The organism is Mesorhizobium sp. CO1-1-8, assembly GCF_020164875.1.
In the GTDB taxonomy this organism is placed as follows: domain Bacteria; phylum Pseudomonadota; class Alphaproteobacteria; order Rhizobiales; family Rhizobiaceae; genus Mesorhizobium.
Map to the genome: position 1 here is coordinate 382,953 of NZ_JAIUGZ010000005.1, position 11,366 is coordinate 394,318.

Sequence of the window (11,366 nt, forward strand, 5' to 3'; positions counted from 1 at the left end):
CTCTAAAACCTCATCGATTGCGGGTCGCCGGCGTCCCCCTCCCCCTTGAGGGGAGGGTGGCCGCGAAGCGGTCGGGTGGGGTCGGCTGACATATGCTCGACCTTCCCCTTGACCACCTGCGCGCCATGCCAAGCGCTGTTTATGACATCGGACTCGTCAACACGGAAGACGTCAAACCCGAGTGAGCGCAGATAGGCATCACGAACAGCATCATGCTGCTTGCCCTTCGCGTGTTCGTGCAGATCACCGTCGACCTCAACGATCAGCTTCACCGCGAGGCAAGCGAAGTCGACGATGTAAGGCCCAATCGGGCACTGACGGCGAAACTTAATGCCGCTCGATTTCAGCTCCCGCAGCTCATACCACAGCAGAGATTCGCCCTTGGTCGCATGAACTCGAAGCGCGCGCGCCTTCTGGCGCATTTCGAAGCTCACTCGGGTACGGGGCATCAGCAGAGACCTCGCAGCAAAAGACCAGGTCGGCGCACTGCCGCACCGACCCCATCCGACCGCTTCGCGGCCACCCTCCCCTCGAGGGGGAGGGATATCCACGTCCAGTTTTTCAATCTATCGACCTAAGCACTTCACGCACATGGTCGATCAATTCGTTGATTTGGCCCTTGGTGATGATCAGCGGCGGCGACAGCGCGATGATGTCGCCGGTGGTGCGGATCAGCGCGCCGCGCTCGAACGCCTTGACGAAGGCCGAGAAGGCCCGCTTGGTCGGCTGGCCGGCGATCGGCGCCAGCTCGATCGCGCCGATCAGGCCGATGTTCCTGATGTCGATGACGTTCGGCTCGCCTTTCAGCGAATGCAGCGCGTCTTCCCAGTACGGCGCTAGCTCCTCGCCACGGGTCAGCAGGCCCTCTTCCTTGTAGGTGTCGAGCGTGCCGAGTGCGGCCGCGCAGGCGATCGGGTTGCCCGAATAGGTGTAGCCGTGGAAGAACTCGATCATGTGCTCGGGGCCGGTCATGAAGGCGTCGTGGATCTCCTTTTTCACAAACACCGCGCCCATCGGGATGACGCCGTTGGAGACGCCTTTGGCGGTGGTCATGATGTCGGGCGTGACGCCGAAATAGTCGGCGGCGAACGGCGTACCGAGACGGCCGAAACCGGTGATGACCTCATCGAAGATCAACAGGATGCCGTGCTTGGTGCAGATCTCGCGCAGCTTCTGAAGATAGCCCTTCGGCGGCAGGATGACGCCGGTGGAGCCGGCGACCGGCTCGACGATGACAGCGGCGATGGTGGAAGCATCGTGCAGGGCGACGATACGCTCCAGTTCGTTGGCGAGTTCCGCGCCATACTCCGGCACGCCCTTGGTGAAGGCGTTTTTTTCCGGCAGATGCGTGTGTGGCATATGGTCGACGCCGCCGAGCAGCGTGCCGAACATCTTGCGGTTGGTGACAATGCCGCCGACCGAGATGCCGCCGAAATTGACGCCGTGATAGCCGCGCTCGCGGCCAATCAGCCGGGTGCGCGAGCCCTCGCCCTTCACACGGTGATAGGCGATCGCCATCTTGAGCGCGGTCTCTACCGATTCCGAGCCGGAATTGGTGAAGAAGACATGGTCCATGCCCTTCGGCGCTAGGTCGACCAGGCGGTTGGCCAGTTCGAACACGATCGGATGGCCCATCTGGAAGGCGGGCGCATAATCGAGCTCGGCGGCCTGCTGCTGGATCGCCTCGGTGATCTTCGGACGGCAGTGGCCGGCATTGACGCACCACAGGCCGGCGGTGCCGTCGAGCACCTTGCGGCCATCGCTGGTCGTGTAATGCATGTCCTTGGCGGACACCATCATGCGCGGCGCCTGCTTGAACTGCCGGTTTGCCGTGAACGGCATCCAGAATGCGCTGAGATCGTTCGGCGTGACTTTCAGCCGGTTGGACATGACCAGGACTTCCCCTTGTAATCTGTTTCGCTGCGCCCAACGCTTGGTCTTTGCCGCGTTTTCATGCTACGCAAATTTTTGACCGATTGGACAAACGTTAGCACCGCCCTGTCGGCGGTCAAGGATTACTAGCGGAAATGCGGCAACTGAAGTGCGTTCCACAGGCTAGGGAAAAACTGGTCCAGAGAATTGGTCCAGACGACCCTCAACACGAGGGCTCGCAACGGTGACCATCGGCACGGACGCCCCTCGCCGCACCCGCATCCAGCAGGAAAAGCGCGAACTCATCCTGGAGGCGGCGCTCGAGGTTTTCTCCACCAACGGTTTTCGTGGTTCGACCATCGACCAGATCGCCGAAGCCGCCGGCATGTCGAAGCCGAACCTGCTCTATTATTTCCGCCGCAAGGAAGACATCCACGAGACGCTGATGCAGCGCCTGCTCGACACCTGGCTGGCGCCGCTGCGCGAACTCGACGACATTGGCGATCCTCTTACCGAACTGCGCAGCTACATCAGGCGCAAGCTGGAGATGGCGCGCGATTTTCCGCGCGAGAGCCGGCTGTTCGCCAACGAGATCCTGCAAGGCGCGCCGCGCATCATGCCGCTGCTGGCCGGAGAGTTGAAGACGCTGGTCGACGAGAAAGCGACCGTCATCAAGGGCTGGATGCGCGCCGGCAAGATCGCCAAAACCGATCCGTGGCACCTGATCTTCTCGATCTGGGCGACGACACAGCATTATGCCGATTTCGACGTCCAGGTCCGCGCCGTGCTCGGGCCGAACCGCGGCGGTGACGGCCGCTTCGAGGATGCGGCAAGATTTCTCGAGCAACTGTTCCTCGACGGGCTGAAGCCGAAAAGCTGACGCCTCAGGCGCTGCGACGCTCGGCCGGCAGTGCGTCCATCAATGTCTGCAGCTTGGCGACCGAGTTCTGCTCGGCGAGCGGCGTGTAGACGATCAGCTTCATGTCGGAGCCGTCGCCGATCGACAGGCTCATATGCTCGAAGGTCATGGCGCCCGCGCTCGGGTGCCGGACATGCTTCACCCCCGACAGCCGGTGCGCGACGTCGCGCTGCGGCCACCAGGCGCGAAATTCGGGGCTCGAACGCGTCATCAACTCGATCAGCCGCTCGAAATCCGGATCGCCGACATAGCGGGCGCTCGCGGCCCGGAACGAGGCCAGCACGGTGCGCGCCAGTTGCTCCCAGTCGACCAGCAGGCGCCGATGGTGCGGGCTCGTGAACACCATGTGGACGATATTGCGGGCATCACCCTCCAGCAAGCCGGTGACCTTCATCTCGGCGGTCTCGGCGCAGCTCGCAACGCCCGGCGTCGCCGGTATCGCCGCCATCAACGGCATGCTGTTGACCGTGGTGCCGATCCTGGCCCTGGAGTTGAAACCGCTGCGCGTCAATGTCGTGGCGCCAGGCGTCATCGACACGCCCTGGTGGGATTTTCTGGCCGAGGAGCAGAAGCAAACGATCTTTGCCGACTATGCCGGCAGGACCCCGGTCGGCCGCGTCGGCCGGGCCGAAGACGTGGCCGACGCAATCGCTTTCCTCGTCTCCAACGGCTTCATGACCGGCCAGGTGCTGACCTGCGACGGCGGTCTGAGATTTGCGGCATAGGGACCTTAATTGGCCTTCTTTGGACCGCGGTCGTTCTCGTCCGCAGGGCTGTCGCCTGACGGTTTTGCCGAAACAGGCTTTTCCGGCACATGGGAATAGTCAGATGTATCCGCCCCATACATCTTGTTGTCGATCGCCTCTTGCCAGCTGTAGTCCGCGTCGGATGGTGAAACGTCGGCGATCTCATGACGGGAGGAGCGAGCGTGAAGCCAGTTCGGGGTGATCTCTCGGACCAATTGTGCAAAGCGTCCCATCGAAACCGTTCCTTTCCTTGTCTTTCCAGGAGGCGATCGCGGTTGCGTCGGCTGGACCTAAAGTTGACCTCTCAGCCAGGCCAGCGTCTCGGCAACGCCGGCAAGCCCGTACTGCGCGGTGGTGTGCGCCGGTGGCTTGACCCGGATCGATATGCCGCCGGCATCATTGATCGTTTCGAAGCCGTTCTCGTCCGAGGTATCATCGCCCAGGAAGACCGGGCGGCGACCTGTGAATGGCGCGATGTCCATGAAACGCCGGATCGCGGCGCCTTTGGCGGCCTCGAGCGGCAGCAATTCCACACCGGCATTGCCGGGAACCACCCGGTAACCCTTGGGCAGCGTGGCCAGCGCCTGCTCGACGAGCTGCGTCGCACGGGGAAGCAGATGCGGGGCGGCGCGCGTGTGGATGGCCAGCACCCGTCCTTTGCGCTCGATATAAGCGCCACGACCGAGCTCGGCCTCGATCTCGTCGGCAAGCGCCGCAATATCCGCCGGCTCGTCCGCGATCTCGACGTCGTCACCCGGGGATAGCCTGTGTTCGAGGCCGTAGAGCCCGGCCGCGCGCAGCTTCAAAGGCTGAAACAGATGGTCCACGGCGGCGACGGAGCGGCCTGTGATGAAGGCCAATGCCCCATCCAGCTTGCGATCCAGGCCTTGCAGCAAGGAGCGAAGCTCGTCGCTGACCGAGACGGCGTCCGGGTGTTCGGCATGTTCCAGCAGCGTGCCGTCGATGTCGAGGAACAATGCCCATTCGCCGGTCAGCACAGTCTGTGGTTTCGGCATGACGGCCTGCGGCTGCGGGCTTTCACTGATCATCTTTTGCAGGACCTCGTTCATGACATGACCCGTTTGCGCTCGAACAGGGACACGACATTGTCGACGCTAGGCGGCGGCCGGTCACCGCCACCGGTTACCCGGTCGAGGTCACCGCGCTTGCGCAAGCGCGCTGCATCCAGAAGCATGCTGCCGGCCCAGCGATAGACATTGTTGTTGCGGATCGTCTCGCGCATGGGCCGCATGCGCTCGCGCTGTTCGTCTGAAGTCATGATCAGCGCCTGCAGCAGCGCTTCGCTCATCATGGCCGCGTCGTAGGGGTTGACGATCAGCGCCTCCAGCAATTCGCGCGAGGCGCCGGCGAAGGTGCTGAGCATCAGGACGCCCTGTTCGTCGTCGCGCGCCGCGACGAATTCCTTGGCGACCAGGTTCATACCGTCATGCAGGCTTGTGACCATGCATATGTCGGCGGCGCGATAGATCTCATAGACCTGTTCCTGTGAGTGATGCTCGGCCACCATGACCACCGGTCTGTAGCCCTCGCTGCCATAGCGTTGGTTGAGCTCCTCGGCATAGCGGTGGCATTCGTCGTGGAGCAGCTTGTAAGCCGGGAGCGTGCCGCGGCTGGGGGCCGCGATCTGCAGGAAAACCAGCTTTCCGATCCATTCAGGGTATCGCTTGAACAATTCGTCCAGCGCCTGAAACCGATCCAGAATGCCCTTGGTGTAATCGAGACGCTCGACGCCCACGGCCACCTTCACATCCGCCTTCAGTCCGAACCTATTGCGCAGGCGTGCCCGGCAGTCACCGACGTCAGGCAATTTTGCCAGCAGTTCCGCCGGCCATTCTATCGAGATGGGATAGGCGTGCACCAGCGTCGTCTGGCCACCGTAGGAGATCGCCGCATCCGCCCGCTCGATGCGGCTTTCCAGGAAGCGATCGACGCTTTCGGTGAAATTGTTGGCGTGGAACTGGGTGTGGAAACCGATGATCGAGCTGCCGAGCAGACCCTCGAGGATGCGTTCACGCCACGGGCAGATGCTGTACACTTCCGAGTTCGGCCATGGGATGTGCCAGAAGGTGATGACGATCGCCTCCGGCAGGCGCTCGCGGATCATGCGCGGCAGCAGCGCGAAGTGGTAGTCTTGGACCAGCACGATAGGCCGCTCGTTGCGCGCTTCGGCAACCACCGTGTCGGCGAACTTCCGGTTGACGGCCTCATAGGCCTGCCAGTCCGAGGCGCGAAAAATCGGCCGGGTGAAGGCAATATGGCAAAGCGGCCAGAGGCCCTCATTGGCGAAGCCGAGATAGTAGCCCTGATGCTCTTCCTCCGTCAGCCAGACCCGGCGCAGCGTGTAGGACGGATGGCCGGGCGGCACCTGTACCCGGTCGTGGTCGTCGACGGTGAGGCGGTCCGCGGTTCCACCACCATAGGCGATCCAAGTGCCGCCACACGCGCGGGTAATCGGCTCGAGCGCCGACACCAGCCCGCTGGCCGGCACCAGCAATTCGACGCCATTATCCCTGATGTTGTGGATATAGGGTTCGCGATTGGAGACCACGATGACCTGCGCATCGGGCAAATCGTCGGCGAGGATCTTGCGCAATGTTTCGGGCGACCACGTCACCAGCGCCGCGTCGGCCGATTGGCCGTTCTTTTCGAACTCACGTATCACTTTGCGCGCCGCCTCCGCAGCCACGTCTTCGCCCGCTGTATGCGCAACCGCCGGAGGGTGAGTGCGGCGCTGCCGCGATAGGGAGAAGAAAACGGCAAAAGCGGAAAAACCGAGGCTCGCGAGGATCAGAACCCAGAGCAGGTCCGCACCGTAATTTGTCATGGTAATGCCAACTCACCTCCGGCCGTTCGGCGGCCGTTTTGTTCGTGTTTCCAATTTGAAGCTGTCCGCGGCGACATGGTCGCCATCCGGACCTGTAGTTTCGCAACGCACAAAGCCGGGATCGGTTCCGCCAATTTTGTTCGGATCATGTTCGAACGATGAGCGGAACCAGCCCTTCATGGCGATCGGCGAGGAAAGCGACGACCCGGTCGCCGACGCGCTGAAAGGTGAGATCGACCACTCTCTCGCCGACACCCAGGTGACGAAGCGTGAGCGTGTCGATGCCGATCGGCAGCCTCGGGCGGGTGACGCGGATTTCGCCATCCCAGCCGTCGATCTCCAGGCCAAGACAGGCTTGCATCAGCATGAAGGCTGAGCCCGCCGACCACGCCTGCGGCAGGCAGGCGACCGGATAGGCTATCGGTGCCTCGCCCGGCGCTCGGGTAAACCCGCAGAACAGTTCGGGCAGCCGCATGTTAAAATGGACCGCGGATTCGAATGTGCCGCTCATCAGGCGAACCACGCTTTCACGCTCGCCATAACGCGCCAGGCCGGCACCGCACATGGCGGTGTCGTGCGGCCAGATCGAGCCATTGTGGTACGACATCGGGTTGAAGAACACCGCATCGTCGGCAAGCGTCCTCAGCCCCCAGCCGGAATGGAAGGAGGCGGAAAGCAGTTGGTCGGCGACCATCTGCGCCCGCGCCGGCTCAGGCAATCCGACAAAGAGCAGATGCCCAGCATTCGAGGTCCGCACCTTGCAGGGCTCGCCGGCACCGTCGATCGCCAGCGCATAGAAGCCGAGATCGTCGAGCCAGAAATCGCGTTCCACAGCCACCCGCATGGCCTCGGCGCGGTCCTCCCAGTGATCGGCTTTGTCGTCCTCGCCACGGCGGCGGGCAAGCTTGGCGAGCCCCCGGAACGCGGCAAAGACATAGCCTTGCACCTCGACCAGGGCGATCGGGCCCTTGGGAATGCGGCCATCGGCATGGAAGACCGAATCGAAACTGTCCTTCCATCCTTGGTTGGCGAGACCAGACTCGGCCGCTCGCTGGTAAGTCACGAACCCCGTCTCCCGGCCTGCCTCCTCCGTCCATTCGGCCGCGGCGCATAGCGACGGCCACAGGCCGTCGATGAACGCCATGTCACCGGTACGATCGGCGTAGGCACAAGCAAGATAGATGTAGAGCGGTGTCGTATCGACACCACCATAGTAGCGGCCGAAGGGAAGCTCCCGCAGCGCCACCATTTCGCCCTTGCGGGTCTCGTGCATGATCTTGCCCGGCTGCGAATCGCTGAACGGCGATGTCTCGGTCGCCTGGTGCTGGGCCAGAAATGCCAGCACGCCCCGCGCCAGGCCCGGATTGAGCCACAGCATCTGCAGTGCCGAGATGACGCCGTCACGGCCGAACGCCGTCGAGAACCAGGGAATGCCGGCATAGGGATAGGGGCCGGTCGCCAGTTCGGTGGTCAGCAGCGCGACATCGGCGCGGGCGCGCTCGACCCAGTCGTTGAAGACACGGCCCGAGCTGCGCACCGTCGCGCCATGGCGACGTTTGGCCCGCATGCCAAAGCGGGCGCGGGCGGCAGCGGCGCGGAACCGGTCGCGGTCGGGCTTATCGGCCACCTCGGGACCGACCTCGACATAAAGCACCTTCCTGCTGCGCTTGGTCACGGCGATCAGGAAATCAGCACGGTTGGCACTCAGTTCGTCCGGCGCCTGCGAGAACGATATCGCAGAGAGGCGGGCCAGGCCATCGAGCCCGTCATAGCGCAGCAGCACCGACGTCGTGTCTGTTTCGGCGGCATGGGCCAGCCCGCGCTTCAGCCTCGTCGAGCCGCGCACTTCGAACATGTCCCGGAAATCGGCGGAATAGTGCAGAGAAACGCTGATCGTCGAGTGTTCCCGGCTGTAATTGGAAAGGGTGATGCGTTCAAACAGCCTGTCCTGCCAAAGCAGCCTGACGCGTTCGATGTGAATGGCTCCCTGCGGGATGTCGCGTCCACCGGCGCTCTGTATCGGCAGATTGGTCAAGTTGGTGGTGAACAGCACATTGTCCTGGCTTAGCGAGGCGCCAAGCAGCGATGTCTGCCTGCCGCCGACGGTCAGCCGGAACTCGGAAAGAACCCGTGTGTCGTCGCGAAAGAAGCCGTCGCCGGCTCCACGTATGTCGCCATAGGCGTCGGCAACCGCGAAGCAATCGCCCTGCTTGAGCGCAAACAACCGATGCGGCTCGCGAGGGGCGGTAGCGTCGAGCGATGCAAGCGCGACCGCAGGATCGAGCTGGCGCTCATCGAGTTGGGCCATTCGTCAAAGATCCCTGTTGTTTCGTTGCCGCGGCTCGAGCACGTCGCTGCTCAAGACGCCTTCGCCGCGCTCGGGACGCCGATCAGGCGCGCATAGGCGGCCAGATAGTCGCCAGCCATTCTCCTGGCGGAGAACCGCTTTTCAAAGACGGCCCTCACCTTGCGCCTGTCGAGCTGCAGCAAGTCCGGCACCGCGGCGACCGCGCCATCCATTGTATCAGCGATGAAACCGGTCACGCCTTGATCGATGATCTCGGGCAGCGCACCGCAATTCCAGGCGATCACCGGCGTGCCGCAGGCCATGGACTCGATGGCGGCAAGGCCGAACGGCTCCGGCCAGTCGATCGGGAACAGCAGGCCGGCCGCCTTGCCGAGAAATTCCGCCTTCTGGTTTTCCTCGATCTCACCGACATAGACGACGCGATCGCCATCGATCAAAGGCTCGACCACCTCACGAAAATAGGCGCGGTCGTCGTCCCCGATCTTTGCCGCGAGCTTGAGCTTGAGCCCCGAACGCAAGGCGATCTCGATGGCGCGATCCGGGCGCTTGTCGCGTGAGAACCGGCCGAGGAAGGCAAGGTAGGGTTCTTCCGCCGTCGTCTCGAAAGACGGTTCGTAGAGAGTGGTCGGCAACCCGTGATGGATCGTCGCCAACCAGTTGGCGTTGGCAAGGCCCGCCTTCTGGCTGTGCGAAATGGAAATCAGGGGAAAACGCGGGAACCGTTCGTAGGCCGGCGCCAGGTCGACATAATCCAGCCTGCCATGCGGCGTCGTCACCGTCCGGTCAGCGAGATCCTCGAAGAAGGAAAAGTGCAGGAAGTGGCTGAGGTGGAAGTGGATGACGTCGAACTCCGACGCCCTGTCCCTCACCTGCGCAAGCATCGAAAGATGCGCCGCGATCTCGGATTTGAGCGGACGCGGATCGAGGCGCAGCGCGCGTTCCCGGCTGGGCACCAGCGTCGCGGATGTCCGGCTGTCGCCACTGGCAAACAGCGTCACCTCATGGCCCAGATCGACCAGCGCTTCGGTCAAATACGAGACAATGCGCTCGGTGCCGCCATAGAGCCTCGGCGGCACCGATTCATAAAGCGGCGCGACATGGGCGATTTTCATATTTCATCCTGGATGCTGGGCATGCAGGTGTGAAATGCGTCAACGGCTCGATTGGTTCCGATTTTATGGTCGAGCGTCGGCACCAGAGGCCGCAGTCGGCGTGGAACTGCGCGTCAAACAGACTGCGCGATCAGCGTCAGGAAACCACCACTCAGCGCGACATTGCCGACGAAGCCGTTGACGCGGGACGCACGGTCCGGACCCTGATGGTTCCAGAAATTGTGGAACATCGGCGTGGCGACGATGAGGAACAGCAGCAGCACCGCTGCGGCGAATGCGGTCCAGAGTCCTGCGATGACCAGCACGCCGGCGGTGATCTGAAGCACGATGCCGAGCCACAGCGCCAATCTTGCCTGCGGCACACCGCGCGCGGCCATCATCTGGGCCAGGAAGGCCGCGTTCTGGATGTTGCGCAGGCCGGCGAAGACGAAGGCACCGCCGAGCAACAGGCGGCCAAGAAACAACAGCGTTGAAGGCAAATCAGCAGGCATCAGACTCTCCCTTCAGAAACAGTTGGAGCGCCGCCATTCGACGGCGCTCCAAAACACAATCCGGACAATCAGGCAGCCTTGGCCGCCGGCATCGGGTGAATGGCCTGGAACGGGATGCACAGCCGGTTCCAGGTGTTGATCATGCCGAGCGCAACGGACAGCTTGACCAGCTCCTCTTCCGAGAAATGCTCGAGCGTCCTTGCATAGAGTTCGTCCGGCACGCCATTGTTGGCGATCAGGGTGACGGCCTCGGTCCAGGCCAAGGCGGCGCGTTCGCGTTCGGAAAACAGCGGCGATTCCTTCCACGCCGAAACCAGATAGAGCCGCTGCTCGGTCTCGCCGTCGCGCCTCGCCTCGCGGCTATGCATCTCGACGCAGAACGAGCAGCCATTGATCTGCGACGCTCTGAGCTTGATCAGGTGCAGCAGGCTCACCTCCAGCCCGCATTCGTCCACCGCCTTGTTGAGCGCCGACACCGCCTTCATGATCTCTGGCGCCTTGGCGAAAAATTGCAGCCTCTGTTTCATCGTCTTGTCCTTTCAAATCTGCTTGGGTTTGGGTCTACGGGGTTAACTGGATTTCTGCGGCCGCTGGTGGCGCTCGACGAAGGCGCAGCTCGCGGCAAGCGATCTCGGATCGCCTTCCGCAGCATAGGTGGCCACGATATCGGAGAGCTTGGTCTCGGCGAGCGCGGCGCGATAGGCGCGCTCGGCCTTCAGCATCGCGGCGTTGATGCCGCAGGGTTTGACATAGGCCGATGCATCGAGCTTCACCGGACCGCGCTGGCGGATCTCGCCGCAACGGAAGGCCGGCTCGCGGCCCTCGACGGCCAGCACGATGTCGAGCAGCGTGATGCGCTCGGCCGGCCGGGCCAGCCGATAGCCACCGGCAGGCCCGGGCACCGATTCCAGGATGCGCGCCGCGCTCAGCATGTTGAGATGCTTCAGCAGATAGCTCGGCGAAAGGCCAAAGGCCTCGGCGAGAGCAGCGCCAGGCATGGTGCTGCTACCTTCCACACTGGCCAGCGTGGCGGCGCAATGGATGGCTGCTTCGACGCCCTCGCCCAGTTTCAT

Annotated in this window: 11 protein-coding genes and 2 pseudogenes; 2 read left to right on the forward strand and 11 right to left on the reverse strand. The window is 63.1% G+C overall.

The features are described 5' to 3' along the window. Positions 1-2: 2 nt before the first annotated feature. Together LB558_RS13405 and LB558_RS13410 are read right to left on the reverse strand one after the other, a co-directional pair. On the reverse strand, positions 3-422 hold the full coding sequence (locus LB558_RS13405) for an endonuclease domain-containing protein (protein WP_224697975.1): 420 nt from the start codon (positions 420-422) through the stop codon (positions 3-5). Positions 423-561: 139 nt separating this feature from the next. Continuing rightward, a complete protein-coding gene (locus LB558_RS13410; protein ID WP_224697976.1) occupies positions 562-1,890 on the reverse strand; it encodes an aspartate aminotransferase family protein in 1,329 nt (442 codons plus the stop codon). A 226-nt stretch (positions 1,891-2,116) separates the two neighbouring features. On the opposite strand from LB558_RS13410, the gene LB558_RS13415 reads away from it, so the two are divergent. Further along, positions 2,117-2,752 carry a TetR family transcriptional regulator C-terminal domain-containing protein gene (locus tag LB558_RS13415; RefSeq protein ID WP_224697977.1) on the forward strand — a complete coding sequence of 212 codons (636 nt, stop codon included), beginning with the start codon at positions 2,117-2,119 and terminating at the stop codon, positions 2,750-2,752. A gap of 4 nt (positions 2,753-2,756) precedes the next feature. Here LB558_RS13415 and LB558_RS13420 read toward each other — a convergent pair. Further along, positions 2,757-3,173, reverse strand: a pseudogene (locus tag LB558_RS13420) (transcriptional regulator); the annotation flags it as partial. A gap of 1 nt (position 3,174) precedes the next feature. Between LB558_RS13420 and LB558_RS13425 the strand changes: the two are divergent. Continuing rightward, positions 3,175-3,516 (forward strand): annotated as a pseudogene (locus LB558_RS13425) (SDR family oxidoreductase); the annotation flags it as partial. Positions 3,517-3,521: 5 nt separating this feature from the next. Here the strand turns inward: LB558_RS13425 and LB558_RS13430 are convergent. From LB558_RS13430 to LB558_RS13465, 8 genes are all read right to left on the reverse strand, one after another. Next, positions 3,522-3,770, reverse strand: a complete 249-nt coding sequence (locus LB558_RS13430) for a hypothetical protein (protein WP_224697978.1) — start codon at positions 3,768-3,770, stop codon at positions 3,522-3,524. Positions 3,771-3,827: 57 nt separating this feature from the next. Further along, entirely contained in the window at positions 3,828-4,586 is a 759-nt protein-coding gene (gene otsB / locus LB558_RS13435) for a trehalose-phosphatase (RefSeq protein WP_224698040.1), read from the reverse strand. A gap of 17 nt (positions 4,587-4,603) precedes the next feature. Continuing rightward, positions 4,604-6,382: an alpha,alpha-trehalose-phosphate synthase (UDP-forming) gene (locus LB558_RS13440; protein ID WP_224697979.1), complete on the reverse strand. Its 1,779-nt coding sequence runs from the start codon at positions 6,380-6,382 to the stop codon at positions 4,604-4,606. Positions 6,383-6,527: 145 nt separating this feature from the next. Further along, complete coding sequence (locus LB558_RS13445) at positions 6,528-8,690, reverse strand: amylo-alpha-1,6-glucosidase (RefSeq protein WP_224697980.1); 2,163 nt, start codon at positions 8,688-8,690, stop codon at positions 6,528-6,530. Positions 8,691-8,740: 50 nt separating this feature from the next. Further along, positions 8,741-9,802 (reverse strand): glycosyltransferase family 4 protein, encoded by a 1,062-nt coding sequence (locus LB558_RS13450; RefSeq protein ID WP_224697981.1) that lies wholly within the window; start codon positions 9,800-9,802, stop codon positions 8,741-8,743. Between the two features lie 113 nt (positions 9,803-9,915). Further along, positions 9,916-10,293 (reverse strand): DoxX family protein, encoded by a 378-nt coding sequence (locus tag LB558_RS13455; RefSeq protein WP_224697982.1) that lies wholly within the window; start codon positions 10,291-10,293, stop codon positions 9,916-9,918. 68 nt (positions 10,294-10,361) lie between these two features. Continuing rightward, positions 10,362-10,820 carry a carboxymuconolactone decarboxylase family protein gene (locus LB558_RS13460; protein ID WP_024501510.1) on the reverse strand — a complete coding sequence of 153 codons (459 nt, stop codon included), beginning with the start codon at positions 10,818-10,820 and terminating at the stop codon, positions 10,362-10,364. Positions 10,821-10,862: 42 nt separating this feature from the next. After that, positions 10,863-11,366: an RrF2 family transcriptional regulator gene (locus LB558_RS13465; RefSeq protein ID WP_224697983.1), complete on the reverse strand. Its 504-nt coding sequence runs from the start codon at positions 11,364-11,366 to the stop codon at positions 10,863-10,865.